A 25,567-nucleotide genomic window follows, 5' to 3' on the forward strand; every position below is an offset into this window, starting at 1 on the left:
CTATCTGTTTTCCAACAGTTTAAGAAAGCGCAGCACCGCTTTGCCGTTGTCATTGCGTCGCCACGCCAGCGCCACCTGCGTGGTCAACGGCGGGCCGTTTAATGGCAGAAATCTGACATTCTCGTCGTCGATTTTCGCCAGCGACGCGGGCACCACCGCGTAACCAAACCCGGTCGCTACCATACTGATCGCCGAGGTCACCTGTGGTGACTGCTGGCCCAGCTTCGGCGTAAACCCGGCTTCATTGCAGGCGGCAATCACTGAGTCATACAGGCTCGGCGAGATGTCGCGTGGGAAGGTGATCAGGGTTTCATCTTTCAGCGATTCAAGGCTGATATCCGCCCCCTGCGCCAGCGGATGGGCGTGCGGCAAAGCCACCACCATCTGCTCGAAATCAATCACCCGCGTGGCAAAATCTTTGCTGCGCTCACAAGGCAAGCGAATAAACGCCACGTCAATCGCGCCGTCCGCCAGCGCGGTCATCAGCGCCGACATCTCCTTCTCCTGCGGCAACAGCTCCATTGCCGGGTAGCTGTCTCGAAAACGATGCAGCAGCGCAAACACCTGCGGGTTAAACGCCGTGGAGCTGGCAAAACCAATGCGTAACGTTCCGCTAACACCTCGCGCCACGCTGCGCGCCCTTTCCAGCGCCACATCGGTCAGCTTGAGGATGTTTACCGCGTCGTCATACAGGGTCTTCCCCGCCTCGGTCAGCTCAATACTGCGTGTTAATCGCCGCAGCAGCGGCGCGCCAATTTCATGCTCAAGCCGTTGTATTTGCTGGCTAAGCGGCGGCTGAGAGATCCCAAGTTGCTCGGCTGCGCGGGTGAAATTCCCGGTTTCAGCCACTGTCACGAAATAACGCAGATGACGAAGTTCCATATCAAAAACGTCTCAAAGTGAACATTCCATCATATTGGAACTCCCTGCTGAATGGAGTCAACCTTTAGTTAACAACGCTAACCAATTTCAACCGGAGCGACACCATGACAGCCCACAAACTTCACCGCCACGATGACCACAGCGACTGCTCTTGCGTGGCGGATATCACGCGTAGTGCCCTGCAACTCCAGCAGCAGCATCCTGAGCGCGTTATCTACCAGTCCTCAATGATGAGCGCCCTGCTGAGCGGGGTTTATGAAGGCAACACCACCATGGCTGACCTGCTGAAACATGGCGATTTCGGCCTCGGCACTTTCAACCATCTTGACGGCGAGCTGATCGCCTTCAACAGCAACATCTTCCAGCTGCGCGGCGACGGTACGGCGCGACGGGCGCAGCCTGATCAGAAAACCCCGTTTGCCGTGATGACATTCTTCAACCCGACTAATGAATATCACCTCGACAAGCCCCATAGCCGCGATGAAATTCACCAGATCATTGATGAAGTGATTGCCAGCAATAACACCTTCTGCGCCCTGCGCATTGACGGCGTGTTTAGCCGCGTGGACACCCGCACCGTGCCGGAACAGCACCGTCCGTACAAGCCGATGCTGGAAGCCATTGAGGCCCAGCCGACCTTCCATATTGAGAATTCCGAAGGGGTGCTGATTGGCTTCCTCACGCCGGAATATATGCAAGGCATTAACGTCGCCGGTTACCACGAACACTTTATTAATCGCGAACGCAGCAGCGGCGGCCACGTGCTGGATTACCAGTTGGAAAGCGGCGTCTTAACCTTCGGCACGGTAGACAAATTGCTGATCGACTTCCCGACAGACAGTGACTTTATGCAGGCCGATCTCAGCCCCGAAAACCTTGATGACGCAATACGCTCGGTTGAAAGCTAATCCCACAACATCCACTCAGGAGCAGTAATTATGAAAAATTCAGACAGCAAAAATGCGTGGAACTGTGGCGCGGATTTGGTGGTAGCCCAGCTTGAACAGCAGGGCGTGAAGCACGTGTTTGGTATTCCCGGCGCGAAAATCGACCGGGTCTTTGACTCGCTGGTTGACTCCTCGATCGTGACCATTCCGGTGCGCCACGAGGCTAACGCCGCCTTTATGGCCGGGGCCGTCGGCCGCCTGACCAGCAAAGCAGGCGTGGCGCTGGTCACCTCGGGGCCCGGCTGCTCAAACCTGATCACCGGCGTGGCGACCGCCACTTCAGAAGGTGATCCGCTGGTGGCCATTGGCGGCGCGGTCAAACGCGCCGACCATGTGAAACAGGTGCACCAGACCATGGACACGGTGTCGATGTTCCGTCCGGTGACCAAATTCGCCGCTGAAGTGACTTCGTCATCTGCCCTGTCCGAAGTGCTGGCGAACGGCTTTCGCGCCGCCGAATTTGGCCGCCCCGGCGCTTCCTTTATCAGCCTGCCAATGGACATTATCAATGAACCGGCGCAGGGCCGTTTGCTGAGTTCACAGCCGCCAACTCTCGGCAGCGCGCCGCACGACGCGATCCGCCAAGTCTCCGCCTGCCTGAAGAAAGCCAAGCGTCCGGTGCTGCTGCTCGGCCTGATGGCTAGCCAGCCGCGCAATGCACAAGCCATTCGCCGCTTCCTCAACAAAAGCGACCTGCCGGTCACCAGCACCTATCAGGCGGCGGGCGTGATTGAACAGGCGCACTTCCATCGTTTTGCCGGACGCGTCGGCTTGTTCAACAATCAGGCCGGTGACCGCCTGCTGCGCAATGCTGATCTGGTGATCACCGTCGGCTACAGCCCGGTGGAGTATGAACCGGCGCAGTGGAGTAACGGCACGGCGGAGCTGGTGCATATCGACGTGGTGCCTGCCGAGACGGACAGCGACTACACGCCGGATGTTGAACTGGTGGGCGACATCGCCGACACGCTGGACCTGCTGACCGAGCAGGTCCACCAGCAGTTTACCCTCAGTACCGAGACACTTTCGATCCTCGATGACCGCCGCCAGCAGCGCGAACTGCTGGCGCAGAAAGGCCGCAGCCTGAACCAGTTCGCCATTCATCCGCTGCGTTTAGTGCGCGCGATGCAGGATATCGTCAATAGCGACGTCACCCTGTGCGTGGATATGGGCAGTTTCCACATCTGGATCGCCCGCTATCTGTATAGCTTCCGGGCGCGGCAGGTGTTGATTTCCAACGGCCAACAGACCATGGGCGTGGCGCTGCCGTGGGCGATTGGCGCGGCGCTGGTAGAACCCGGCCGCAAAGTGGTGTCGGTGTCCGGCGATGGCGGCTTTATGCAGTCGAGCATGGAGCTGGAAACAGCGGTGCGGCTCGGCGTGAATCTGCTGCACATCATCTGGGTGGATGATTGCTATAACATGGTGGCGATTCAGGAAGAGAAGAAATACCAGCGCACCTCCGGCGTAAAATTCGGCCCGATAGACTTTAAAGCCTATGCCGAAGCCTTCGGCGCTAAGGGTTTTGCCGTCACTTCGTCCGACACGCTGGAAAGCACCCTGCGCGCCGCCATGGACGTGCAAGGCCCGGCGGTGGTCGCCGTGCCGGTGGATTACAGCGACAACGCCCTGCTGATGGGGCAATTAAATATGGGTGAAATGTTCTAGCGAAGCGTGCACTGCCCCAAACGCCCTTTTCAACAAGGGCGTTATTTCCCCCTTTTCGGTATTCCTTAGCAGGCTACTTTAGCTCTTTATGACAATCCGCCTCTCTCCCTATCTCCTCCTGCTAAAGGTATGATAATCCTCAGGCGATGGGCATTTGCCCATGTAAATTTCTATCCTAATTAGGAGATTTCCGTCGTGTCAGACAGACAAATCATCACGCCCCCGGCGATGCAAGCGTTAGCAGAGAGAGCCGGTTACGCCCCGGCGGTGCTGGTCGGCAATACCCTTTATTGCGCTGGTCAGGTTGGCCGTACGGCAGATTTGCAAGTGATCAGCGATCCTGAAACACAGTTCACCGCCTGCTGGGAGAACCTGCGTACCGTGCTGGAACAGGCGGGATGCACCTTCGACGACGTGGTGGAGATGACAACTTATCACGTTGATATGAAACAACATATGGACGTTTTCCGCCGGGTCAAAGACCGTCTTTTCCCTCGCGGGAAATGCGCATGGACCTGCATCGGCGTCACCGAGTTGGCTCATCCGGGCTTACTGGTTGAAGTGAAATGCATCGCGGTGAAGCGCCCGACTTGAGCGCTTTAGAAGTGAATAGAAGGGGAAATCAGTCCGTAGGGTCTGGCTCTCCCCTTATTTCCAACTGATATACATCCCTTCACTGGCCGGTCGCGTCAGTTTAAAACCAAACTTTTCATACAGTTCTGGCACGTCGGCCATCAGGCTGACATAGGCTCCGGCCGAAGCCGTTTTTTGCAAATAGGCCATAATGCTCTCCATGATGAGGCGGCCATATCCTTTGCCCTGCTGCTCTGGGTCGACCGCAATGTCCACGATTTCAAAGTTAATCGCGCCATCTCCCACCACTCGGCCCATACCGACAATTTTCCCCGCCACCACAATATGTACCCCATAAAGGCTGGCGGGAAGTGCTCTCACCACGCCCTCGAAGGGCCTTGGGGATAACCCGGCAATCTGGCGCAAACGGCAAAAATCCTCTGCCGGTGGGGTGGTTTCAATCAATTGCATCTCATGTTCTCCTGATAAGTAAGTCGCCATTCATTATTGCTGACAATAGAATCCTCCGAGTTCCCCGTCGCTGCATTCATCTCTTTCTCCCGATCGGGTATATTGCTACTCAGATCACAAAATCCTTAGAGGAAAATGCCGCGCTATGATTCATCGTTTCACCCTCGCCGCCGTTGCGGCTGCTTTTGCGCTTACCGGTTGTGCAAAACACGCCCCAGCCGAGCCAGCACCTGACTTTACCTCAGGCCCGACGCGCGTCACCGTGACCCACGTTCCGGCTAAAACTGACGATGGCACCAAAGTATTTGTCACCGTAGACGGCAGCGATGCCGGTGCACTGGCGATTGGTGAAAGCATGGAAGTCCACCTGCCAGCCGGTAAGCACCAAGTGGGCGGCTATGCCCGTTCGCTGATTGGCCGCGTGACCATTCCATCGGTAGAAGTCACCACGTCGCCGGATGATGAGAAGTATGTCGGTTACTCGGTTGCCACCTCCAAGCCAGCCTTCTCCGAGCTAAGCACCCCGCCGACCAAACAGGCCGTGGCCGAGCCACAACCTCAGGACCCGCAAGGCCCTAAAATCACCGACATCACGCAGGACCCGCAGGCTTAACCCGCACTTCCTCGCGCCTGATATTAAGGTATCAGGCGCAGGCACTTCCCCTCTTCAATGTGCCCTTTATGGACAAGGTAGTTTTTGTTGATGATCGCGCTATTATTAGTAGCTAACTCATTAGCCCACCGAATCCACTATGCCCACCACCCCATCCTCATTACCTCTTAGTGCCCGTTTAATTGTCCATCCTGCCGGTGGCGGTGTGCCGACGCATCAACACCATAGCGGGCAATTGACGGTGGTGCTGGGCGGGACAATGCGCGTCACGGCGGATAAAGGTTGGTGGCTGGCCCCGCCGGGGCTTGCCGTATGGGTGCCACCACAGACGCCGCACGCCGCGTCTTACAGTGAAACGTCCTCGCTGATAAATGTTAACTTCCCGCCGCAGATTGCCCAGCGCCTGCCCGCCGAGTGTCGGGCTTTGGCGGTATCTGATTTGCTGCGCGAACTGGCCCGCGAGGCAGTAAGGCTGGAGGATGAGCAGGAGAAAAGCGCGGAGCACGTCGCGCAATCGTTGGGGCTGATTGCCGAACTGATGGTGTTACAGCTAGTGCGCCCCGTCGCCACGCCCGGCCTGTTTGTGCCTCACGGGCAGGACCGACGCTTGCGCAGGGCGATTGCTATTTTGCATCAGGAGCCGGGGTCAGATTTGAGCATTGAGGCTCTGGCGGCGCGGGTTAACAGCAGCGAACGCACCCTCTCCCGGCTGTTTGTCGCCGAGACGGGGATGACCTTCCGCCGCTGGCGCGAGCATATGCGCCTGGTGACCTCTATCGATAAGCTGGCCCGCGGCCACACCATCACCGCCACCGCGCTGGAGCTGGGCTATTCCAGCGCCAGCAGCTTCACCACCCTGTTCACCCGCGTGCTGGGCGTGCCGCCGCGACGCTATATGTCTTCGATGCGCGAACCGTCGGAAGAGGCCTAGAGTTAACGGCTTGCGTGAGTGAGTGAAAGTGCCTCTTTTAGCGCGTCAACCAGCCGTGGAAGATAGGGACTCAACCCTTCAGCCGCCTGAGCAATTGCGCCATCCTCGGCAAACTCCAGCTCGGAGAGTTTGATCTCAATGCCCGTACTCAGCGGCTGCATGTGAATGCCTTCCAACACCTGCTTTAACTGAGCCGCGGCCTTGCCGCCGCCGCGATTGGCGTAGCTGACCATCAGGGCTGGTTTGCCTTTCCACTCATGATAAAGGTGGTCAATGGCGTTTTTCAGCGCCGCCGGATAGCCCCAATTGTATTGCGGGAAGACAAAAACCATCATCTGCCCTTGGCTAATTTTCTCACTCCAGCGCAGCGTATGCGGCTGAAGATACTGGCCGGAAGAAGGCATAAGCGGCTCGTCGTCCATCGGCAGCGGCCACTGCGCCAAGTCGATAATTTCTGCGCTGCACTCCTCACCTTCTGCCATCAGGCTGTCCTGAACCCACTGGGCGATTTGCGGGCCAATACGGCCTTGTCGAACACTGCCAATAACGATCTGTATTTTCATTGATTACCTTACGATGAGCCGAAAAAGCACGCTGCCCATAAACACCCCGAACGCGCCGATAATGCCGGTTAGCGTGGGCGGTGCAGGCAAAGGCACGCGCAGCCATGAGAACAGCAGGCCGACAAACAGGCCCGCGCCGAGCGCCAGCAGCATCTGCATCACTTAGCCCCAAGCCTGATTTAACTGGGCCGACGCGGCCTGCGCTTTGTCGATAAACCGCGCCATTTGCTGACGGATAAACTCCACGCTGCGCGGGTCCGTCAGGCGATTATCCTGCACCTTTTCACCAATGTGCGGGATGGCAATTTCACCCATCGGCACAAAGTTACAGTGCATGGATGCCAAGGTTTCGCGTAGCTGATATTGCGCCCGCACGCCGCCCAGCGCGCCCGGCGAGTGAGTAATAAAGAACACGTATTTGTGCAGCATCGGGCTGTTAAAAGCCGGGCGCGAGAGCCAGTCCAGGGTGTTTTTCAGCACGCCCGGCATACCGTGGTTAAACTCCGGCGTGACGATAAATACCGCGTTGGACTCACTGACCGTCGCGCGGGCATTCACCACGGATTCCGGCAAGGCGTGGCGCTCAAGATCTTCGTTGTAATGCGGCAGTGCGCCGATATCGATATTGTGCAGCGAGCTGCCTGCGGGCAGTTGTTCCGCCAGCGTATTCATAATCATGTGAGAAAAAGAGCCTGCGCGCAGACTTCCGGCAATCCCCGCCACTTTCAAAGTTGTGTTCATGTTCACTCCGGTCAAGGCATCTACCCAGATGGTAAGTTGATGACTGAAGTTTATAAGCAATAAATACTAGTTTCTTTCGCCAATCCGCCAATGTGTTTTTCCTGATTGCCAATCGTCTGCCTATTACCTCATCAAGGTAGCTTTGCGCGCCATTTCAACCCGTTGATCCCCTGCACGATTCGCCGCAAACAGGCTTCGCAAGCTAACTCGCATAATGTATAGTCCGCGTTTTACGGAGAAACCATGCTGACTAACTCATCTATTCGTCTTAACAAATACATTAGCGAGAGCGGCATCTGTTCTCGCCGTGACGCCGATCGCTACATTGAGCAAGGCAACGTTTTTATCAACGGTAAGCGCGCCGCCGTTGGCGCTCAGGTATTTGCCGGTGACGTCGTGAAGGTTAATGGTCAGCTTATCGAGCCGCGCGATGAAGAAGATTTAGTGCTGATCGCGCTGAATAAGCCGGTGGGCATTATCACTACCATGGAAGAAGGCGAGCGCGACAACATCAGTGATTTCGTCAATCACAGCAAGCGCGTCTTCCCGATTGGCCGTCTGGACAAAGACTCGCAGGGGCTGATTTTCCTGACTAACCACGGGGATCTGGTCAACAAAATTCTGCGTGCTGGCAACAATCATGAGAAAGAGTACGTGGTGACCGTGAATAAGCCGGTGACCGACGAATTCATTCAGGGCATGAGCGCCGGTGTGCCGATGCTCGGCACCGTGACCAAGAAATGCAAAGTGAAGCAGGAAGCCCCTTTTGTCTTCCGCATTACGCTGGTTCAGGGGCTTAACCGCCAGATCCGTCGCATGTGTAAACACTTTGGTTATGAAGTCACCAAGCTTGAGCGCACGCGGATCATGAACGTCAATCTGAAGGGAATTCCGCTGGGCGAATGGCGTGACCTGACCGACGACGAGCTGATCGAGTTGTTCAAGCTGATTGAAAACTCTTCTTCAGAAGATAAACCGGCGAAGAAATCTCAGTCCAAGCCAGCGGCCAAAAAACCGACTGTCAGCAAGCCTAAAGTGGCCGAAAAACCCGACGGCAACGCGGCCTCCCGCAAGCGATTTGCCCAACCGGGGCGCAAGAAAAAGGGCCGTTAAGCCCTTTTCATTTTCATTTCTCACTGCTCACTTTCCCACTCTCTGCCCGCCGCTCTGGCGGGCGAAGTCAGTTAATCATCTGTTCTTTAAAAAAAGAATAAATTAAAAATAGAGAGCATTTCTGTCATTGGAATTGAATGCAATGAGTAGATACTCAAATTAACAAACAAAAATCCTAATGAAATAAATGTCCATAAAGAGGTCATTTGATTTATTCCTTTGTTATTCCCTGAAGGCCCCTGAACCCTTTCAGCGTTCATCCTTGAAACTCCGTATTGGCGCTAGATCTTCATACTATGCGGCGGAAAAATATGCGCAATAGCAGCTTACACTCTTGGGAAAACCACTACACAACACAAGGAAAAATCTTGCCAAACTTGCGCGCAGCAAGGCTTAGGCCTCGCTAAGCTTTGAGTTCATACCTAAATTCCTAACCCCAAATAGAATAGCTCAGTTGTAAAACACATAAAGCTTTTGGTGTTTTTAATAAAATTTTTGAAACATTAAATTCTTGTGTATCCCACCCTACAAACATTGGCGAAATCACTATTCCTAATGGTTGGAAAGAACTATCAAATCCATAGAATAATGCGGCTATCGCTTAATCATCTCCTTGGCTATCTTAATGATGAAACATCCATAAAGAGGGTATGCAAGTGAGCGAATTAATTGATAACAAGAGCGAGTCATCTCCCGGTAAATGTCCGTTTCATCAAGCGAAGCCTAATGAAACTGCTGGCGGCGGGACAAATAATAGAGACTGGTGGCCAAGCCAGTTAAGAGTCGACATTTTAAATCAGCACTCCGACCGTTCTAATCCTTTAGGTGAAGATTTTAATTACCGGAAGGAGTTCCAAAAGCTTGACTACTACGCGCTTAAAGCCGATATCAAAACCCTATTAACCGACTCTCAGGTTTGGTGGCCAGCCGACTGGGGTAGCTATATCGGGCTGTTCATTCGCATGGCGTGGCATAGCGCAGGTACCTACCGTTCTGTTGACGGTCGCGGCGGCTCGGGTCGCGGTCAGCAACGTTTCGCTCCCCTCAACTCTTGGCCAGACAACGTAAGCCTCGACAAAGCACGCCGCCTGCTGTGGCCGGTAAAACAGAAGTATGGCCAGAAAATCTCTTGGGCCGACCTGTATATTCTGGCGGGTAACGTCGCGCTGGAAAATTCAGGTTTTCGCACCTTTGGTTTTGGTGCCGGGCGTGAAGACGTTTGGGAGCCAGATCAGGATATCAACTGGGGCGGCGAGAAGACCTGGCTTGAGCATCGTCACCCAGAATCACTGGCCCAGGGCGCACTAGGTGCTACCGAAATGGGCCTGATCTACGTTAACCCGGAAGGCCCGGAGCACAGCGGCGACCCGGCTTCCGCAGCTTCGGCTATTCGCGCCACCTTCGGCAATATGGGGATGGACGACGAAGAGACCGTGGCCCTAATTGCCGGTGGTCACACGCTGGGTAAAACCCACGGTGCCAGCTCCGCCGACCATGTTGGCGTTGACCCGGAATCCGCCCCGATCGAAGCCCAAGGCTTCGGCTGGAACAGCAGCTATGGCTCAGGCTCCGGCGCGGATGCTATCTCCTCCGGTCTGGAAGTGACCTGGACCCAGACCCCGACCCAGTGGAGCAACTACTTCTTCGAGAACCTGTTCAAATACGAATGGGTGCAGACCCGCAGCCCGGCGGGCGCGATCCAGTTCGAAGCCGTGGATGCCCCAGACATCATTCCTAACGCCTTTGATACGTCGAAAAAACACAAGCCGACCATGCTCGTTACCGACCTGACGCTGCGCTTCGACCCTGAGTTTGAGAAGATCTCCCGTCGCTTCCTCAACGATCCGCAGACCTTCAACGAAGCCTTTGCCCGCGCTTGGTACAAGCTGACTCACCGCGATATGGGGCCAAAGGCGCGCTACATCGGGCCTGAAGTCCCGGCTGAAAACCTGATTTGGCAAGATCCACTGCCGGAAGCCACCTATCAGCCAACCAGCGGCGATATCGCCTTCCTGAAAGAGAAGATTGCTGATTCTGGTCTGACCGTTAGCGAACTGACCTCGGTGGCATGGGCTTCTGCTTCTACCTTCCGTGGTGGTGATAAACGCGGTGGAGCCAACGGCGCGCGCCTCGCGCTGCTGCCACAGCGCGAGTGGGAAGTTAACGCCACGGCGGCTCGCGTGTTACCAACGCTGGAAGGCATTCAGCAGCAGTTCCACAAAGCCTCTCTGGCCGACATCATCGTGCTGGCGGGTATTGTGGGCGTGGAGCAAGCTGCGAAAGCCGCAGGCGTGAGCATCGAAGTGCCGTTTGTCGCAGGCCGCGTCGATGCGCGTCAGGAGCAAACGGATGTGGAATCTTTCAACCTGCTCGAACCTAAGGCAGACGGCTTCCGCAACTACCTGCAAAACACCCTGCACGGCGCGACGGAAAACCTGCTGATTGATAAAGCCCAGCAGCTGACCCTGACCGTCACTGAACTCACCGTGTTAGTGGGTGGGTTAAGAGCCTTGGGTGCCAACTTTGACGGCAGCCGTCACGGGATTTTCACCCATAACGTGGGGGAACTTAATGCTGACTTCTTTACTCATCTGCTCGACATGCGTAATGAGTGGAAAGCCATTGATGGCGCGAAACAGCTTTTTGAAGGCCGCGATCGCGTGACCGGCGAGGTGAAATTTACCGCCACCCGCGCGGATCTTGTTTTCGGCTCTAACTCCGTTTTGCGTGCAATTGCCGAGGTTTACGCCAGCGCCGACGCCAAAGAGAAGTTTGTGAAAGACTTTGTTGCCGCCTGGAGCAAAGTGATGCATCTGGACAGATTCGATATCTAGTTGTTGTTAATCGGGGGATGTCGCCATCCCCCTTTTTTTACGACCATAACGATGACACAACGATAGAGAAGGAGTGACCATGCCCGCAGAACAACTGGACTTCAATCCCCACGGCAACCATGGCGAGCTTCGCGTTATCTGTTCCCACTCGCTGGATCATCAGAGGATCACCAGCCTTTCTCAGCTGGGCCTCTCCTTACAAGATATTGAAGCCATCACCGGGCTGAAGAAGGCCGAATTTCAGCATTTGGTGAGGGATTAAGTCTCTGCGTGACACCGTGCTGCCCGGCCACGCCACTCCCTATTGCCCCCTTTGCCCCCTTTGCGCACTTCTCCCCCTAGCCTTTTACCCGTAATGCAATCACCAGCGCGGCCAACAACATTACCAGACCAGAAACCACAAAGACCCCGCTGACGCCGCTAAATCCAAACACCAGCCCGCCCAAAGCCGCGCCTGCGGCGATGGAGGATTGCACTGCCGCAACCACCATACCCCCTGCACTTTCGGCCTGATCGGGTAAGGATCGCGCCACCCAGTTTGACCAGGCGACGGGGATTCCGCCGAAAGCCAGCCCCCACAGTGCCACTAGCAGCATCAGGCCCGTGGTCTGAACCGGCAGAGAAACCATCGCCAACGCGGCAATGCCCACCAGCGACGGCATGATGACCAACGTAGCCCGCAGGCTGCGTTCCATCACCCACCCGGCCAACAGCGTGCCGGCAAAGTTGGCAATACCGAAGCCGAGCAGCATCAGTGCCAAACCGTCGACATCTATTTGCACCACGCTTTCTAAGGCAGGTCGAATATAGGTAAACAACGCGTACTGCCCGGTATGGGCCAGCACGCAGCCAAACATGCCAATGCAGATACCGGGCCGGCGAAGCAACGCCAGCACTGACGCGGTTTTCAGCAGTTTTCGCGCCGCCATCTGTGGCAAGGTGCACCACTGGAAAACCAGCGTGATTGCGCCCACGGCGGCGGCGGCCACAAACGCACTGCGCCAGCCATACAGCCCGCCGAGGTAACTTCCGAGTGGGACGGCGACGACCGTGCCCACCGCAATGCCGCTGAAGATAATCGACAGCGCGCGCGGCACCCGTTTTTGCGGGACCAGACGCATGGCAACCGCCGCCGCCATACTCCAGAACCCTCCGAGCGCAATCCCCAGCAGGATGCGCATGATTAAAACAATTGTCAGGCTTGACGATAAGGCCACCAGCAGGTTGGAGACAATCATCAGCAGGGTGAAACTCAGCAGTACCACGCGGCGATCTAAGGTGCGCGTCAGCCGTGGCACCAACAGCCCGGCAAACAGCGCCACGACGGCGGTCACGGTGACGGCCTGCCCGGCCAGCGCCTCAGAAACGCCAAGGTCAGCGGCCATCGGCGTCAACAAGCTGGCGGGAAGGTACTCCGCCGTTAATAGCCCAAACACCCCCATCGCCAGTGAAAACACGGCCACCCACGCAGCGGAGGCGGGTTCAATCTGGCCTGCCGCTACGGCATCACAACGGTTATTACTCATGGAAAACTTCCCTTAAAGAATCGTAGAGCGAAATTCTAGGGAGAAGGCTTAGGATGATCTATGATGGTCACTCCTGAATCTTTGACCAAAACACCTGAAATGACGGAACACGAACAATTTGCGCTGTCGTCGGATCTGATAAGCGAGCTGCTGACCGGCATGCGCCTGCGCGGCGTGCGATATCGCCGCATTCAAACCGGGCCTGATTTTGGTCTGGCGTTTGAAAGCCGGCCGGGCCATGCCTATTTCCACTTTTTGGCCGTGGGATCGGCCTTCCTGCGCACTCACGACGGCACCCTGCACCGGCTGTCTGCGGGTAATGCGGTATTGCTGCCGCAGGGCAGTGCTCATCAGTTGCTCTCCGCCCCTGACCTGCCGGTGCAGGGCATCGACACCCTCGCCGCGGCTCCGCTCGGCGATAATGTCAGCGGCGTGAACACCTGCCCGAGCACCCATCCTATCCCAAGCGCCGTACTGTTCTATGGCTGCATGGAGTTTGACCTTGGCGGCATGCAGAGTCTGGGCAAACTGATGCCGGACATCATGGTGGCTGACGTCACGGGGGCGCGTTATCCCGACTTAGTGCCGATGCTTGACGCGATGAAGCGCGAGATTTGTGCCGGACGCATTGGCTTTGCGGGCATTCTGGCGAGTCTGGCAGACGTGGTCGCGGCGATGATGGTGCGCGGCTGGGTCGAGTGCGGGTGTGATAACGCGTCGGGGTTGGTGGCGGCACTGCGCGATCCCCGGCTGGCACGCGCTATATTGGCGCTGCATCGGCAACCGGGCCGAGACTGGACCGTGGCCGAACTGGCGGCGGAATCCCATACTTCGCGCTCGGTGTTCGCCGGACGCTTTAGCGACACTATCGGCGTGCCGCCGCTGCGCTATGTGGCAGAATTGAGAATGCGGCTGGCTAATCAGCTACTGACTCAAGAAAGGTTGTCGATAGAAACCGTGGCTCAGCGTCTGGGCTATACCTCGCAGGCGGCGTTCAGCCGGGCGTTCAAACGCATCACAGGACAATCCCCCGGTGCCAGTCGGCAGCTTTTCAGCGAGTGACGCCAGAGGGTTTGCCCCTACCCTCTGCTGCCTCGCAGGGTTTTGTACTCTGTGCCGTGAAAATCGCGTATTTCCCAGTATCGCCATCTTCTTTACCTTTCAATCATTAAGGGACTTGTTGGTATAGGGAAAGCAACTAGCGTGCTAATGTTTATTTCATTGATTTTAGGAGCCTTATTTTAAATACGTCAAAATGACACAGGATAAACAGTATCTCTTTGACTATTCAGTGCTTTTTAGCACTGAAGTCGGAACTGTCATTCCGACATCATGCCTTAGCAATAGGTACATCTTTCAGCCGCGTGGTCCACGCAGGTGACAGCATATCGCGCTTCATCTGCCAGCTTCTCTCAACGCCCTGCCCGGCAAACCACAGCGTGCCTTTATGCTTTTGATTAATGTCATCACACGCTGCCATTAGCGCGTCGCTATTAACGCGCGGCGCGCGTTCATCGAATAAATACAACTGAGTCACGCCCTGACTGAAGAAGTCCCCCAGCATGACGCCCGCTTTTTGATAGCGATGCCCTTCGCGCCAGACCTGATCCAGACAGAGTATGGCGGCAGAGATGATGTCGCGGGTATCCTGCGTCGGCGTCATCAGCTGGGTGCTAATCATATTGCCATAGTAAATCTCCCCTTCGGAGAAAGGGCTGGTCTTGATAAACACCGAGATTTGTCGGCAAAACTGATGTTCGCCGCGAAGCTTTTCGGCGGCGCGGGTAGCGTAAAAGCAGATGGCTTCGCGCATATCCTGATAATCACTGATCCGCGTGCCGAAAGAGCGCGAACAGACAATCTCTTGCTTGGCGGGCGCAAGCTCGTCAAACCCCAGGCAGGGTTCACCGCGCAATTCGCGCACCGTGCGCTCCATCACCACGCTGAAGTTTTTCCTGATGTACGCAAGGTCGCATTCGGCCAGTTGCAGCGCCGTCTCGATCCCGGCATTACACAGCGTTTTCGAGAGCCGCCGCCCAATTCCCCACACCTCTCCCACCGGAATATGGAACATCAGATTGCGCTGGCGAATGGGGTCAGAAAGATCAATCACCCCCACGGCTTTGGTCCACTTTTTGGCGGCGTAATTTGCCAGCTTCGCCAGCGTCTTGGTGGGCGCAATCCCCACTCCGACCGTCAACCGCGTGTGGCGTTTTATCGTGTCCCTGATTTCCCGGCCAAAGCTTTCAAAATTTATATCGGCAGGCAATGGACTGAGATCGAGAAAGGCTTCGTCGATGCTATACACCTCAATCCGTGGGCATAAACCCCGCAGCGTCTCCATCACCCTATTGCTCATATCTGCGTAGAGTTCGTAATTACTGCTGAAAACCACCACGCCGTGCTGCTGGAAAAAGGCTTTTTGCTTGAAGTAAGGCGCACCCATCGGAATTTTCAGCTTTTTGGCTTCCGCCGACAGCGCAATCACGCAGCCATCGTTATTAGAAAGCACCACCACTGGCTTGCCCTGTAAATCAGGCCGCCAGGCGATTTCGCAACTCGAATAAAACGAGTTCACATCAGCGAGGGCGTACATTGCGATGCATCGTGCTGATAACGGTGGTGACTACGCCGACGATTTCCACATCTTGGCGATCGTCGAGGGGGATGGGTGCATAGGCCGGGTTTTCCGCCCGCAAATGGGGACGTGGCGTGAGCATTAGCCTTTTGACCGTAAACTCTCCGTCGAGGCTGGCGACAACAATGTCGTTATGCGCAGGCTTCAGGCTGAAATCCACCAGCAACATCGAACCATCAATGATCGCCGCGTCGCGCATGGAGTCTCCTGACACGCGCAGCACGTAGGTCGAAGAGGGATGGGCTATAAGATGTGCCACCAGATCGATCCCTTTTTCAACATAATCCTGAGCCGGGCTGGGGAAGCCAGCCGAAACCTTGTTTAAATACAAAGGGAACTCTGTCTCTTGCTGCCGTTCTGCGAGTTTATAAAGCATCTCTCTTACCCTGCACTAATAACTGTATTTATATACAGTATATTCGAGAAAAGTCTTAGATCAATGCCCATCGTGGGAATAGAACGGTGCGGACAGCTATCACCTTGATCCGGCTAAAAAGATAAATTTCGTGATAAACGGGTCAACAAGAGGTAAGCGAGTCAGGCGCAATCGCCCCGCCGCGCCGAAAATAACCCTGTAGCAGCAAAGTCAGCTGCTCGAGCAGATGCTGGTCAAACTCGGGGGAAGAAAGCCCCTCCAGCAAAGCGCGCACCGGGCCTGCCAGCGCACCTAGGGCAATGGCTGCAGTGACATCTGGGTCTTTAAACTGGGCGTCCGTCGCGCTCACCAGCATGGTTGAAACCGCCGCCGACATCCGCCGATGCACAATAGCCACCACGCGCGCGCCGTCGCGCTCCGCCGCCACGCGATACAGCGCCTTTGACTCCTCGGTGTCATGCAGTTTTGCCGCTAAAAATGCCTTCACCAGCCTTGCCGCCATGACATCCACCGGCTGGCCCTGACAGGCGGCGCACACCTCTTCAACCGCCGTCGCCACCCTCTCCAAATGATGAGCCAGCACCGTCGCCAAAAGCGCATCGCGGTTGGGGTAATACTGGTAAACGCTGCCCACCGACATGCCAGCGCGCTCGGCAACCCGGGTGGTGTTGCAGCGCGCTAAACCCTCTTGAGTTAAAACCTGAATGGTTGCCGTGTGTAAAGCCGCAACGGTGGCAGCCGATCTGGCCTGAACTGGCGATTTACGGGGCCTGAGCGTCTTAGGAGGTGTGTTCATAAATGCGAATTCTAAACCTGAAGGATGATTCATATACTTGTACTTCCCCTACTCAGCGAAAGCAAGAAGACAACTATGACGAGCATCGATAACAGCCGCACATTTAACCTTGGCACGCGCAGTGTAAAACGTCTGGGCTACGGCACCATGCAGCTCGCCGGTCCGGGCGTGTTCGGCCCGCCAAAAGATAAACAGGCGGCGCTGGCCGTGCTGCGCGAGGCCGTGGCATCTGGCGTGAATCACATTGATACCAGTGACTTTTATGGCCCGCACATCACCAATCAGCTGGTGCGCGAGGCGCTGCATCCTTATTCCGATGACCTGACGATTGTCACTAAAGTGGGCGCGAAGCGTGGCAGCGACGGCTCATGGCTGAAGGCCTATTCGGCGCAGGAGTTGACCTCGGCGGTGCATGATAATTTACGCAATCTGCAACTGGACGTGCTCGACGTGGTTAACCTGCGCATTATGTTTAATGCTCACCAACCCACGGAAGGTTTGATAGAAGAACAGTTGAACGCGCTGGCCGAGCTACAGCATCAGGGGCTGATACGCCACATTGGGGTGAGTAATGTCACCGCGAAACAGGTCGCCGAAGCGCGCAGCATCGCGCCGATTGTCTGCGTGCAGAATATGTACAATTTGGCGCATCGTAAGGACGACGCGCTGATTGACGAACTGGCAGAGCAAGGCATCGCTTATGTGCCGTTCTTCCCGCTCGGCGGCTTCAACCCCTTGCAGTCAGCGGGTTTGCAGCAGGTGGCGGATGAGCTGAATGCCTCAACCATCCAAGTGGCGCTGGCGTGGCTGTTGCGCCGTTCGCCAAACATTTTGCTGATCCCCGGCACCTCGTCGGTGAGCCATTTGCAGCACAACCTCGCCGCCGCCGGGCTGGTTATTCCACAGGCCGCGATGGATAAACTGAACCAGCTGGCGGGCTAACGGGCCTTAGTCAGTAAGTCAGTGATATAAGGCAGGATCTCTTTTTTGCGGCTCATTGCCCCCGGCAGCGAGCAAGCGCCCTGCGGCATAATAGCGTTGTGAGAGAAGTAGAGCGTCGAGTTGCGCAGGGAAATGTCGGTCAGGATCAGCACCACGATGTCCAATCCCCTGGCCTGCCGCTCGCGCTCTATCTCTTCGAGCAGCTGCGGCAAGAGCGGCGTCACGGCGGCGAAGGCGCTCACTTCAATTTGCGCCAACAGCAGTGACACACCGTTAATGGTGTAATTTTTGGCGTCTTTTTGCAGTAATTCCGCAGCCGTTTTGCCGCTGATATCGGTTTTCGCCGCCAGCAAGCCATCGAGGAAATCCTTATAATTCAACCCGTTAATTGCCAGCAGGGCTTTTACCGCCTGCTGATCCTGCGCCGTGGTGGTTGGCGACGTCAGCCCCACGGTATCACTCAGAATCGCCCCCAACAGCAGCGTCGCCTGGCTCGGGCTCACGGCCATTTCACACTCTCGAGTCATAATCTGCCAGATGATGGTGCCACAGCAGCCCACCGCGCGAACCCAGATATCCGGCGGGTTCTTGGTCATTACCGTGCCAAGGCGATGGTGATCAATAATGCCAAGAATGTTGCTGGCGGGCAGCGACACTGGCCCCTGCTCGAACTCGGTAAAGTCCACCAGCCACACGGGTTTGTCTGTTAAATCCTCCACTAACAGCGACGGCGCGGCCCTGTTGGCCTGCTTCAGGATATAAAGGGTTTCTGGCGTTAGCTCGCCAAGGCGAAAAGCCTGCGCGGGTTTCCCCAAGGCGTTGAGCCAGTCGGCCGTCACCAGGGCGCTGCAAATCGTATCGCTGTCGGGGTTGAGATGACCAAAAACCGAAATCATAAATCGTCCTTTGAGTGTGCGGAGGCAATGGCGAAAGAGTAGCAGACCCTGAGCTGGCGCAGGCAATAATCCCCCACGGGTAGAGGCTCGCCGCCCTAATCATTCATCCGCTCAATGTAACCCTTTGCAATATAGACAATTTTCTTGGAAAGCATGCCGCAGAATAGAATTTAGCCGCTTGGTTAAGGCTTCTGACTTAACTATAGTTGCCCCGCTGCGGCAAAATCCGCAGTCGGGTTTCGCAGCCAGGTTAACTTATGAGGATCACTTAGTGGTATAACACTGAGTTTTAATGCTTTTGTTCGCCTATTGTTCTCGCAACACGCCATGTTGCGACCATATCTATGGTGGCTCAGGCAGGGCAACCTTCGGGTTGGCCGGTATCCTTGTTTGCCGGTACTGCGAACCCTGTCTGGGCTACCACCAAAACTTTCGCAGCTTAGGTGGCAGCTAAATTTTAGGACTCGGCGTTTTTAATCTCAGCTAACAGCTGCGCTTTCGCCACCGAGATAAAATCATCCGCCACCGAGTAGCCGCTGTTAGCGCGGGCTAGGATCAACGCGCCGACCATGGTCGACACCGCCGCCAGCGCCTTCGCGTGGTTGCTCTCCCCGGCGGCAAAAATCTCTACCAGCTTCTCAGTGCCCTGATGAAACGCCTCGCGCACCGGCTTATCTTCATCTTCCCGCGCCACATCGCTCGCCAGCGAAGCCAGCGGGCAGCCGTCGCCCATGTTCTTGATATTGGACGATGAGAGATAGTGCTCCACCAGCGCTTTCTGTTTTTCGGCTAGCGTCTCGCCGGACGCCGCTTCTTCTTGCCAGTTGTGTACCGCCGTGTCGAAAGCGTTGGCGCAGGCAATGGCGATCAGCTCATCTTTGGATTTGAAATGGCCGTAAAAGCCGCCGTGGGTCAGCCCGGCAGCGGACATCACGTCGGCGACGCTGACTTTCAGCCCCTGCTCGCGAAACAGCCTTGAGGAGACTTCCTCGATCAGCGCGCGGTTGCGCTCGGTTTCGGCTTTAGATACCCGTGGCATAGGACAGACTCCTGCTAAACTTGGCAATAGATGATATGCATCATATTACAATTTGCGCCATTGCTCTACGGCTGGTGGCGGATTAAATTTCCCTTGTCAAAAATAAATTATAGTCGTAATTTATTCTTCAAGCAGTAGAGCACTCAACCCTTCCCCTATAAAACTGGAGACTGACCATGCCGATCGTACGCGTTGATATCATCAAAAACGCCGATAGCAGCTATATCGGGAAAATTGGCAAGATAATCTATCAGGCGATGCGCACCGCCATTAATGTGCCGGACAAGGACAACTTCCAAATCTTGAACGAGCACGCGCGGGATCACTTCGTCTATGACCCGGAATATCTGGGCATTCAGCGCACGGACCAGACGGTGATCATTCAAATCACCCTCAATGAAGGCCGAACTGTCGACCAGAAAAAGGCGCTCTACAAGACCATTGCCGACCAGCTTGCGCAGCAGTTAAGCATCCCGAAAGGCGACGTGTTTATCAGTCTGGTTGAAGTGAAGAAAGAGAACTGGTCGTTCGGCAACGGCATCGCACAGTACGTCGAGTAACAGAGGAAGAAATAGTGAAAACGCCATGACGACAGATGTGTCATGGCGTATGAAAGGCTTAACGCGAGAAGCGTTTCGCGCCAAATACGCAGGCCAGAACCCCGGCCATGACGGCGATCATTGAGGGTTGAATGGTCTCTTGCAGCAGCCACCCTGCCAGCGCCAGCCCGAAGAAAGGCTGGAGCAGCTGGAGCTGGCCGACGGCGGCGATCCCGCCCATCGACAGGCCGCGATACCAGAAGATAAAGCCAATCAGCATGCTGAAAATCGACACATAGCCGAGGGAAGCCCACGCCTGCGGGCTGGCGACCGGCCAGCTTGCGGGTGCGGCGTACCACGCCAGCGCCAAAGCTACCGGCAGAGAAATCACTAGCGCCCAGCAGATCACTTGCCAGCCGCCCAGCTTGCGCGTCAGGACCGCGCCTTCGGCATAGCCCAGCCCACACAGCACCACGGCGGCCAGCATAAACAGGTCACCCAGCCACGAACTGCCCGAGCCTTGGCTGAGGGCGAAAGCCGCCACCAGCAGGCTTCCCAACACTGAAAAAGCCCAAAATGCCGGGCGCGGACGCTCGCCGCCGCGCAACACGCCAAAGCAGGCGGTCGCCAGAGGCAGCAGGCCGATATACACCAGCGAGTGCGCCGAGGTGGTGTGCTGCAAAGCCAGCGCGGTGAGCAGCGGGAAGCCAATCACTACGCCGAGTGCCACCAGCATCAATGGAATAATGTCTTGCTTCTGCGGGCGCTTTTGCGCCGTCAATAGCAGCATGGCGGCGCCCAGCACTCCGGCAATCAGGGCGCGAATCGCAGTTAAAAATAGCGGGTCGAACTCCAGCACCGCCACCCGCGTGGCGGGCAGCGATCCGCTAAAAATCACCATGCCCAAGAAACCGTTAATCCAACCCTGCGTTGCGCGTTTTCCCTCTGCGCCCTCGGCCCCGCCGCGATGCTCTACCCCTGCCGTTTGACTTCCCATTCCCAGACTGCCCCGCTGATTTTTATTAAAATTTTAAAAGGTGATTGAACTGCTCCGGCCACCATTTTCCACGCCGCGCGACACAAATATAGACACACTTTGCACAAATAATAGGGAGACACTTTTGATTGCTGCTTTAATCTGCCGCCGTCTTCAGTAATACTGGGTGTATGAACAGCCTGTGTAAACGCACAGGCTGCGACAGTTAACCACGAGGGACGATCATGGGCGCGTTTTCCGGTTTCAATCAGCAGGGTTTGACCTTCCTGCTGCAACTCAGCCAGAACAACAATAAAGAGTGGTTTGAAGAGCATCGCGAGGTATATCAAGAGAACGTACTCAGCCCGTTTCGCCATCTGGTATCGGATCTAAGTCAAGATATGCTGGTGATTGACGAGCTGTTCGAAGTGCGCCCGTCGATTGGTAAAACCCTGTCGAGAATGCACCGCGACACCCGCTTCTCCAACGATAAGTCGATTTACCGCAGCAATATGTGGCTGTCGTTTAAGCGTTCGCGCAAGAACTGGACCGACGCCCCGACTTACTTCTTCGAACTGGGTCCTGACTGGTGGCGCTACGGGCTGGGCTACTACAGCGCGACGCGCGTCACCATGGACCTGTTCCGCCAGCAGTTGAATCAAAAACCCGAGGAGTTTCTCAAGCTGGCGCGCCGCATTCCGTCGCATTTCACGGTGGAAGGTGACAGCTACAAGCGCCCGCTGGTGAAGGATCAGCCGGCTGAAATCGCCACTTGGTACAACAAAAAGTCCTTCGCGCTGATTAGCCATCATCAGGATATGGAGCCGCTGTTCTCCGGCAAGCTGGCAAGCCAGCTCAGCCAAGACTTCCACAAGCTGGCACCGCTGTACGATATGCTGATGAAGATTGAAGGCATGAAGAAGAATCAGATGCAGTTTGATGAGTAAAACCAGCCAGCGAGGCTGACTGGTTAGGCGGGCGATTTAGTGCGCGGCGTCTTGCAACACTTGCTCGATAAAGTGCGCGGAGTTGGTCATGGCCTGCATTGCCTCGGGCAAAATGGTGGCGTAAAAATGCCAGGCGTGGAACATGCCCGGCCACACCTCCAGCGTGACACGCACCCGATGGTCGCCAAGGTGCGTCGCCAGACGCATGGCGTCACTGAGCATCACTTCGTTTTCACCAATCTGAATCATGATCGGCGGCAACTCGGTGACGTCGGCAAAAACCGGCGACGCCATCGGATGGTTTGGCAAGGCGTCTCCCAAGAAGCTGCGGGCCAGCAGGTTCAGGCTTTCACGGCTACAGGCCGGGTCATAGCCATCGCGGTTGAACATTGACGCGCCAGTGTGTTCAAGGTTAGCCCAAGGGGAGATCGCCACACCTCCGGCAGGTAGCGCCAGCCCCTTGTTGCGCGCCGCCACCATCACGCTGACCACCATCGCGCCGCCCGCCGACTCACCGGCCAGCACGATGCTGTCCCCCTCAAGGCCCTGCTCTAGCAGCCATTCATAGGCGCGAAGCACGTCATCAATCGGCGCAGGGAATGGGTGTTCAGGCGCCAACCGATAGTCCGGCAGATAGACCCGCGCCCCCACCAGCTGGGCATAGTTGCCACCAATTCCCACATAGCCTTCTGGGGAACCGACCAGATATCCGCCGCCGTGAATATACATCACCACCGCGTCGGTTTTCAGTTCGTCCGGCGTGATGAGCAAGCCCGGCACGCCGCCCATATTTACCGGCGTCAGGCTGACATCCTCGGGGTGCGGCTGTTTGGCCTGCATAGCATTATAAGCCGCGCGCACCTGATGGATATCCGACGCCGAGTTGTCGCCCCTAAGCACTGGCCCAAGCGCCGATAAAATCTGGTTACTTTCCGCCAGCGCGGCCTGTGTTTTTTGATTCAGCATGATCTTTCCTCTTAATGTGATTAGCGTTGATTCACGACAGAAAGGGATGCTATAGAAAACATTGGGGAATGTGTTTCCCCACTTGGGGAAGCAAATAGCCACAAATCGCGGCTGGGAGAACAGCGTGGAGCTGAACAGTATCAATGATATCGCCGCCTTTGTGGCTGCGGTCAGAGCAGGAACTTATACCCGCGCGGCGGTCACTCTGGGGCTGACCCGTTCGGCCGTCGGCAAGAGTATCGTGCGTTTAGAAACCCGGCTCGGCGTGCGGCTGTTGAATCGCACTACCCGTAGCCTGAGCCTGACCGACGAAGGCCGAATTATGTATGAGCGCTGTCGGCAGATTTTAGAAGATCTGGAGGAAGTGGACAGCACCATGGCGCTGCGCCGGGTGGTGCCGACCGGCAGGTTAAAGCTCACCTCCTCGCTGTCGTTTGGTCAGCGCCACATTCTGCCGCTGGTCGGCGAATACCTGCGCCAGTGGCCCGAGCTGCAGGCTGACGTCTCCTTCTCCGACCGCTATGTCGATATCATTGAGGAAGGTTACGACATTGCCATTCGCATTGGCGATGAGCGCGACGACTCGCGGCTGCTGTCGCGCACCATCGGCTGGCTGCAGGTGGTGACCTGCGCCTCGCCGGAGTACCTGCAACGCAAAGGCATTCCACAGCGCCCGGAAGACCTGTTCAACCACGACAATCTGTTTCTGTCGGGCGTGATGCGTCGCCGCGACTGGAAGTTTAAAACGCCAGAGGGAATTTACAGTTTTGACTGCCCCGGAAGGTTGAATATTGATAGCTCGGAGGCGATGCGCGAGTCGGCGCTGGCGGGATTCGGCATTATTAATCTGCCGACTTATCTGACTGCTGAAGACATTAAAGCGGGCCGACTGGTGCCGCTGCTGACGGCCTTCAACATGGATCCGGAGCCTATCCGCCTGCTCTACCCGAGCAAGCAGCACCTCTCGCCGCGCATTCGCGGGTTTATTGATTTGCTGGTAGAGCGCTGGGCCGACGGCGTGCCTTGGCATCTTCCAAATTTATAAACTGTTGTATAAAAAAACTGCCGCACGAGGCGGCAGTGGGAGATGGCGAGTCGGGCGGATTATTTCGCGCCTTTGGAGATAACTAACTTCTCCGCCGGGCGAGAATTCCACTCTTCTTCGGTGGTATCGAAGTTTTGCGCCAGCACGTAAGACGGGGTTTTCGCCAGCCAGTCGGACAGGGAAATATCCTGATAGATGCCGTTATCCAGCACCACCAGCACTTTCAGGTCTTCGTCACCGGTGTTCTCGATATAGTGACCAAAGCCCTGTGGCACATAGCCGACGTCGGTGGCGACGAACTCTTCGGTTTGCGCGTGGCCGTGTGAGCCGAAGACGGTCATGCGTCCTTTGCCTGAAATGTAGTATTGCCACTCGTTGGCGTTCGGGTGCCAGTGCAGTTCGCGCACCGCGCCCGGCTTCATAATTTCAATCACGCCGGTCATGGTGGTCGAAACTGGGAACTCTTTGGAAGAGACGATGTGAACGCTGCCGTCCTCACTTTCAAAGAACGGTGGCTCGCTTAACAACGGGTAGTGGTGCTTCAGCTTGGAGTCATCTCTGCCGCCGTTGTCGTGCGGCAGTGGCAGTGCCGGCGGTACGCGGCCAGCGACAATATAGGCCTCGCCCTGCTTGGCTTTAGAGAAAATAGACGACGGCATGTTAGTGCTTTTCGCCAAGACTTCTTTCGGCATGTGGGCAATCCAGTCGGTAATACTGAAAGTACCGAATTCGGAGAAATGGCCATTATCGAAAGTCAGAATAAAGTGCGCGCCGCCTTCCAATGCCTGAATGGAATGGCCGTAGCCTTTCGGGAAATACCATACATCGCCTTCGCCGAAGTCAGCCACTTCTGACGTGCCTTCCGGGTCAATAATGGTGATCCGCGCTTTACCGGAGATCATATACGCCCATTCAGCGGCAATGGCGTGCCAGTGCAATTCACGCACTGCGCCCGCTTCGAGGGTCATATCTACCCCGGCAATACCTTCAGAAATAGGGAATTGTTTTACCGTCGCTTCACGCGCCCAGCCACCGGGCAGAGAGCGTTTTTCACTGTCGGAAAATTTATATTTATAAAGTCCTTTGGCATCTTTTTTCGGTACAAAAGAGGTTGGCGGAACGATATTACGGTTTTCATCCGCAGAGGCAGTATTCATCATGGCACTGGCCAGGCTGACTGTCGCCGCGCCAGCGGCAGACATCTTCAACATATCACGACGTGTAAGCATTTATATTCTCCTTAAAGAATACAAAGCATAAACAGAATTTAATTATTTATTGGTATTTTGTTTATTACATTTTGTTGTTTTATGACTAAAAAGTTACAACGATAAACCGTTGATAAATAGCGATCAAATAACAACTATCAGTTTCGGGTGGCAACTATTTTTTTGGATTTATATCACATTAAAAAAGCAGGCAATCACCTAAGCCCGCCTTCATATTTACCAGACTAAACATGAGAATGAGAATTAAAACCTAGCGATATATATTAAATTATATATCGCTAGTTTACTCACTGAGATTAATTCTCAATATTAATAG

General features: G+C 55.7%; 27 protein-coding genes and 1 pseudogene. 14 read left to right on the plus strand and 14 right to left on the minus strand.

Going from position 1 to position 25,567, the window contains the following annotated elements; genetic code table 11:
• Positions 1 to 882, minus strand: coding sequence for a LysR substrate-binding domain-containing protein (locus SBO83_RS18630; RefSeq protein WP_396132522.1), 882 nt, complete (start codon positions 880 to 882; stop codon positions 1 to 3).
• 104 nt (positions 883 to 986) lie between these two features.
• Between SBO83_RS18630 and budA the strand changes: the two genes are divergently transcribed.
• From budA to SBO83_RS18645, 3 genes are all read left to right on the plus strand, one after another.
• Positions 987 to 1,790 carry an acetolactate decarboxylase gene (budA, locus tag SBO83_RS18635; protein WP_353501775.1) on the plus strand — a complete coding sequence of 268 codons (804 nt, stop codon included), beginning with the start codon at positions 987 to 989 and terminating at the stop codon, positions 1,788 to 1,790.
• A gap of 30 nt (positions 1,791 to 1,820) precedes the next feature.
• On the plus strand, positions 1,821 to 3,497 hold the full coding sequence (gene alsS, locus SBO83_RS18640; protein ID WP_396132523.1) for an acetolactate synthase AlsS: 1,677 nt from the start codon (positions 1,821 to 1,823) through the stop codon (positions 3,495 to 3,497).
• Between the two features lie 195 nt (positions 3,498 to 3,692).
• Positions 3,693 to 4,091 (plus strand): RidA family protein, encoded by a 399-nt coding sequence (locus tag SBO83_RS18645; protein ID WP_396132524.1) that lies wholly within the window; start codon positions 3,693 to 3,695, stop codon positions 4,089 to 4,091.
• A 54-nt stretch (positions 4,092 to 4,145) separates the two neighbouring features.
• Here the strand turns inward: SBO83_RS18645 and SBO83_RS18650 are convergent, their stop codons facing one another.
• Positions 4,146 to 4,541, minus strand: coding sequence for a GNAT family N-acetyltransferase (locus SBO83_RS18650; RefSeq protein WP_185687947.1), 396 nt, complete (start codon positions 4,539 to 4,541; stop codon positions 4,146 to 4,148).
• 145 nt (positions 4,542 to 4,686) lie between these two features.
• Here SBO83_RS18650 and SBO83_RS18655 point away from each other — a divergent pair, with 145 nt between their 5' ends.
• Positions 4,687 to 5,154 (plus strand): hypothetical protein, encoded by a 468-nt coding sequence (locus SBO83_RS18655; RefSeq protein WP_353501772.1) that lies wholly within the window; start codon positions 4,687 to 4,689, stop codon positions 5,152 to 5,154.
• A gap of 139 nt (positions 5,155 to 5,293) precedes the next feature.
• Entirely contained in the window at positions 5,294 to 6,085 is a 792-nt protein-coding gene (locus SBO83_RS18660) for an AraC family transcriptional regulator (protein WP_396132525.1), read from the plus strand.
• A 2-nt stretch (positions 6,086 to 6,087) separates the two neighbouring features.
• On the opposite strand, the gene SBO83_RS18665 is transcribed toward SBO83_RS18660, so the two are convergent.
• The 3 genes from SBO83_RS18665 to SBO83_RS18675 are packed head-to-tail and all read right to left on the minus strand — an operon-like array spanning position 6,088 to position 7,389.
• Positions 6,088 to 6,648, minus strand: a complete 561-nt coding sequence (locus SBO83_RS18665; RefSeq protein WP_396132527.1) for an NAD(P)H-dependent oxidoreductase — start codon at positions 6,646 to 6,648, stop codon at positions 6,088 to 6,090.
• Between the two features lie 3 nt (positions 6,649 to 6,651).
• Entirely contained in the window at positions 6,652 to 6,807 is a 156-nt protein-coding gene (locus tag SBO83_RS18670) for a XapX domain-containing protein (RefSeq protein ID WP_154147579.1), read from the minus strand.
• 3 nt (positions 6,808 to 6,810) lie between these two features.
• Entirely contained in the window at positions 6,811 to 7,389 is a 579-nt protein-coding gene (locus tag SBO83_RS18675) for an NAD(P)H-dependent oxidoreductase (protein WP_396132528.1), read from the minus strand.
• 243 nt (positions 7,390 to 7,632) lie between these two features.
• On the opposite strand from SBO83_RS18675, the gene rluF reads away from it, so the two are divergent.
• The 3 genes from rluF to SBO83_RS18690 all read left to right on the plus strand — a co-directional run bounded on the left by rluF (position 7,633) and on the right by SBO83_RS18690 (position 11,598).
• Positions 7,633 to 8,502 carry a 23S rRNA pseudouridine(2604) synthase RluF gene (gene rluF / locus SBO83_RS18680; RefSeq protein WP_396132529.1) on the plus strand — a complete coding sequence of 290 codons (870 nt, stop codon included), beginning with the start codon at positions 7,633 to 7,635 and terminating at the stop codon, positions 8,500 to 8,502.
• Positions 8,503 to 9,158: 656 nt separating this feature from the next.
• Positions 9,159 to 11,336, plus strand: a complete 2,178-nt coding sequence (katG, locus tag SBO83_RS18685; protein ID WP_396132530.1) for a catalase/peroxidase HPI — start codon at positions 9,159 to 9,161, stop codon at positions 11,334 to 11,336.
• Positions 11,337 to 11,415: 79 nt separating this feature from the next.
• Entirely contained in the window at positions 11,416 to 11,598 is a 183-nt protein-coding gene (locus tag SBO83_RS18690; RefSeq protein ID WP_396132531.1) for a hypothetical protein, read from the plus strand.
• A 76-nt stretch (positions 11,599 to 11,674) separates the two neighbouring features.
• Here the strand turns inward: SBO83_RS18690 and SBO83_RS18695 are convergent, their stop codons facing one another.
• A complete protein-coding gene (locus SBO83_RS18695; RefSeq protein WP_396132532.1) occupies positions 11,675 to 12,862 on the minus strand; it encodes an MFS transporter in 1,188 nt (395 codons plus the stop codon).
• Positions 12,863 to 12,922: 60 nt separating this feature from the next.
• Here SBO83_RS18695 and SBO83_RS18700 point away from each other — a divergent pair, with 60 nt between their 5' ends.
• Positions 12,923 to 13,924 carry an AraC family transcriptional regulator gene (locus tag SBO83_RS18700; protein ID WP_396132533.1) on the plus strand — a complete coding sequence of 334 codons (1,002 nt, stop codon included), beginning with the start codon at positions 12,923 to 12,925 and terminating at the stop codon, positions 13,922 to 13,924.
• A 268-nt stretch (positions 13,925 to 14,192) separates the two neighbouring features.
• On the opposite strand, the gene umuC is transcribed toward SBO83_RS18700, so the two are convergent.
• The 3 genes from umuC to SBO83_RS18715 form a co-directional block, all read right to left on the minus strand.
• Positions 14,193 to 15,458 (minus strand): translesion error-prone DNA polymerase V subunit UmuC, encoded by a 1,266-nt coding sequence (gene umuC / locus SBO83_RS18705; RefSeq protein ID WP_396132534.1) that lies wholly within the window; start codon positions 15,456 to 15,458, stop codon positions 14,193 to 14,195.
• Positions 15,442 to 15,876, minus strand: a complete 435-nt coding sequence (gene umuD / locus SBO83_RS18710) for a translesion error-prone DNA polymerase V autoproteolytic subunit (RefSeq protein ID WP_396132535.1) — start codon at positions 15,874 to 15,876, stop codon at positions 15,442 to 15,444. Before umuD ends, umuC begins: the two co-directional genes overlap by 17 nt.
• Positions 15,877 to 16,018: 142 nt before the next feature.
• A complete protein-coding gene (locus tag SBO83_RS18715) occupies positions 16,019 to 16,672 on the minus strand; it encodes a TetR family transcriptional regulator (protein WP_396132536.1) in 654 nt (217 codons plus the stop codon).
• A 75-nt stretch (positions 16,673 to 16,747) separates the two neighbouring features.
• Between SBO83_RS18715 and SBO83_RS18720 the strand changes: the two genes are divergently transcribed.
• The gene (locus SBO83_RS18720; protein ID WP_396132537.1) at positions 16,748 to 17,614 is read left to right on the plus strand and encodes an aldo/keto reductase family oxidoreductase; all 867 of its coding nucleotides are present in this window, start codon (positions 16,748 to 16,750) and stop codon (positions 17,612 to 17,614) included.
• Here the strand turns inward: SBO83_RS18720 and SBO83_RS18725 are convergent.
• A complete protein-coding gene (locus SBO83_RS18725) occupies positions 17,611 to 18,510 on the minus strand; it encodes a DHH family phosphoesterase (RefSeq protein ID WP_396132538.1) in 900 nt (299 codons plus the stop codon). The genes SBO83_RS18720 and SBO83_RS18725 overlap by 4 nt on opposite strands.
• Before the next feature lie 332 nt (positions 18,511 to 18,842).
• On the opposite strand from SBO83_RS18725, the pseudogene SBO83_RS18730 reads away from it, so the two are divergent.
• A pseudogene (locus SBO83_RS18730) lies at positions 18,843 to 18,935 on the plus strand (ash family protein); the annotation flags it as partial.
• 32 nt (positions 18,936 to 18,967) lie between these two features.
• On the opposite strand, the gene SBO83_RS18735 reads toward SBO83_RS18730, so the two are convergent.
• Positions 18,968 to 19,549, minus strand: coding sequence for a TetR/AcrR family transcriptional regulator (locus SBO83_RS18735; protein ID WP_100936743.1), 582 nt, complete (start codon positions 19,547 to 19,549; stop codon positions 18,968 to 18,970).
• A gap of 176 nt (positions 19,550 to 19,725) precedes the next feature.
• Here SBO83_RS18735 and SBO83_RS18740 point away from each other — a divergent pair, with 176 nt between their 5' ends.
• The gene (locus SBO83_RS18740) at positions 19,726 to 20,109 is read left to right on the plus strand and encodes a tautomerase family protein (protein WP_396132539.1); all 384 of its coding nucleotides are present in this window, start codon (positions 19,726 to 19,728) and stop codon (positions 20,107 to 20,109) included.
• Positions 20,110 to 20,167: 58 nt separating this feature from the next.
• On the opposite strand, the gene SBO83_RS18745 is transcribed toward SBO83_RS18740, so the two are convergent.
• Positions 20,168 to 21,085 (minus strand): EamA family transporter, encoded by a 918-nt coding sequence (locus SBO83_RS18745; protein ID WP_396132540.1) that lies wholly within the window; start codon positions 21,083 to 21,085, stop codon positions 20,168 to 20,170.
• A gap of 221 nt (positions 21,086 to 21,306) precedes the next feature.
• Between SBO83_RS18745 and SBO83_RS18750 the strand changes: the two genes are divergently transcribed.
• Complete coding sequence (locus tag SBO83_RS18750) at positions 21,307 to 22,011, plus strand: DUF2461 domain-containing protein (RefSeq protein ID WP_100936742.1); 705 nt, start codon at positions 21,307 to 21,309, stop codon at positions 22,009 to 22,011.
• Positions 22,012 to 22,047: 36 nt separating this feature from the next.
• Here the strand turns inward: SBO83_RS18750 and SBO83_RS18755 are convergent, their stop codons facing one another.
• Positions 22,048 to 22,977, minus strand: coding sequence for an alpha/beta fold hydrolase (locus tag SBO83_RS18755; RefSeq protein WP_396132541.1), 930 nt, complete (start codon positions 22,975 to 22,977; stop codon positions 22,048 to 22,050).
• A 124-nt stretch (positions 22,978 to 23,101) separates the two neighbouring features.
• Between SBO83_RS18755 and SBO83_RS18760 the strand changes: the two genes are divergently transcribed.
• Positions 23,102 to 24,022: a LysR substrate-binding domain-containing protein gene (locus tag SBO83_RS18760; protein ID WP_396132542.1), complete on the plus strand. Its 921-nt coding sequence runs from the start codon at positions 23,102 to 23,104 to the stop codon at positions 24,020 to 24,022.
• A gap of 59 nt (positions 24,023 to 24,081) precedes the next feature.
• Here the strand turns inward: SBO83_RS18760 and SBO83_RS18765 are convergent, their stop codons facing one another.
• A complete protein-coding gene (locus SBO83_RS18765) occupies positions 24,082 to 25,251 on the minus strand; it encodes a cupin domain-containing protein (protein WP_396132543.1) in 1,170 nt (389 codons plus the stop codon).
• Between the last annotated feature and the right edge of the window lie 316 nt (positions 25,252 to 25,567).

Source organism: Ewingella allii, assembly GCF_044430645.1.
In the GTDB taxonomy this organism is placed as follows: domain Bacteria; phylum Pseudomonadota; class Gammaproteobacteria; order Enterobacterales; family Enterobacteriaceae; genus Ewingella; species Ewingella allii.

Bases quoted from the DNA above. Each gene is read 5' to 3' on its own strand.
- SBO83_RS18695 (WP_396132532.1), bottom strand. From the start codon at position 12,862: ATGAGTAATAACCGTTGTGATGCCGTAGCGGCAGGCCAGATTGAACCC.
- SBO83_RS18755 (WP_396132541.1), bottom strand. From the start codon at position 22,977: ATGCTGAATCAAAAAACACAGGCCGCGCTGGCGGAAAGTAACCAGATT.
- SBO83_RS18745 (WP_396132540.1), bottom strand. From the start codon at position 21,085: ATGGGAAGTCAAACGGCAGGGGTAGAGCATCGCGGCGGGGCCGAGGGC.
- SBO83_RS18660 (WP_396132525.1), top strand. From the start codon at position 5,294: ATGCCCACCACCCCATCCTCATTACCTCTTAGTGCCCGTTTAATTGTC.
- SBO83_RS18630 (WP_396132522.1), bottom strand. From the start codon at position 882: ATGGAACTTCGTCATCTGCGTTATTTCGTGACAGTGGCTGAAACCGGG.
- SBO83_RS18735 (WP_100936743.1), bottom strand. From the start codon at position 19,549: ATGCCACGGGTATCTAAAGCCGAAACCGAGCGCAACCGCGCGCTGATC.
- SBO83_RS18670 (WP_154147579.1), bottom strand. From the start codon at position 6,807: ATGCAGATGCTGCTGGCGCTCGGCGCGGGCCTGTTTGTCGGCCTGCTG.
- rluF (WP_396132529.1), top strand. From the start codon at position 7,633: ATGCTGACTAACTCATCTATTCGTCTTAACAAATACATTAGCGAGAGC.
- SBO83_RS18740 (WP_396132539.1), top strand. From the start codon at position 19,726: ATGCCGATCGTACGCGTTGATATCATCAAAAACGCCGATAGCAGCTAT.
- SBO83_RS18720 (WP_396132537.1), top strand. From the start codon at position 16,748: ATGACGAGCATCGATAACAGCCGCACATTTAACCTTGGCACGCGCAGT.
- SBO83_RS18650 (WP_185687947.1), bottom strand. From the start codon at position 4,541: ATGCAATTGATTGAAACCACCCCACCGGCAGAGGATTTTTGCCGTTTG.
- SBO83_RS18725 (WP_396132538.1), bottom strand. From the start codon at position 18,510: ATGATTTCGGTTTTTGGTCATCTCAACCCCGACAGCGATACGATTTGC.
- SBO83_RS18665 (WP_396132527.1), bottom strand. From the start codon at position 6,648: ATGAAAATACAGATCGTTATTGGCAGTGTTCGACAAGGCCGTATTGGC.
- SBO83_RS18690 (WP_396132531.1), top strand. From the start codon at position 11,416: ATGCCCGCAGAACAACTGGACTTCAATCCCCACGGCAACCATGGCGAG.
- SBO83_RS18715 (WP_396132536.1), bottom strand. From the start codon at position 16,672: ATGAACACACCTCCTAAGACGCTCAGGCCCCGTAAATCGCCAGTTCAG.
- SBO83_RS18675 (WP_396132528.1), bottom strand. From the start codon at position 7,389: ATGAACACAACTTTGAAAGTGGCGGGGATTGCCGGAAGTCTGCGCGCA.
- SBO83_RS18700 (WP_396132533.1), top strand. From the start codon at position 12,923: ATGATGGTCACTCCTGAATCTTTGACCAAAACACCTGAAATGACGGAA.
- umuD (WP_396132535.1), bottom strand. From the start codon at position 15,876: ATGCTTTATAAACTCGCAGAACGGCAGCAAGAGACAGAGTTCCCTTTG.
- umuC (WP_396132534.1), bottom strand. From the start codon at position 15,458: ATGTACGCCCTCGCTGATGTGAACTCGTTTTATTCGAGTTGCGAAATC.
- alsS (WP_396132523.1), top strand. From the start codon at position 1,821: ATGAAAAATTCAGACAGCAAAAATGCGTGGAACTGTGGCGCGGATTTG.
- SBO83_RS18765 (WP_396132543.1), bottom strand. From the start codon at position 25,251: ATGCTTACACGTCGTGATATGTTGAAGATGTCTGCCGCTGGCGCGGCG.
- budA (WP_353501775.1), top strand. From the start codon at position 987: ATGACAGCCCACAAACTTCACCGCCACGATGACCACAGCGACTGCTCT.
- SBO83_RS18655 (WP_353501772.1), top strand. From the start codon at position 4,687: ATGATTCATCGTTTCACCCTCGCCGCCGTTGCGGCTGCTTTTGCGCTT.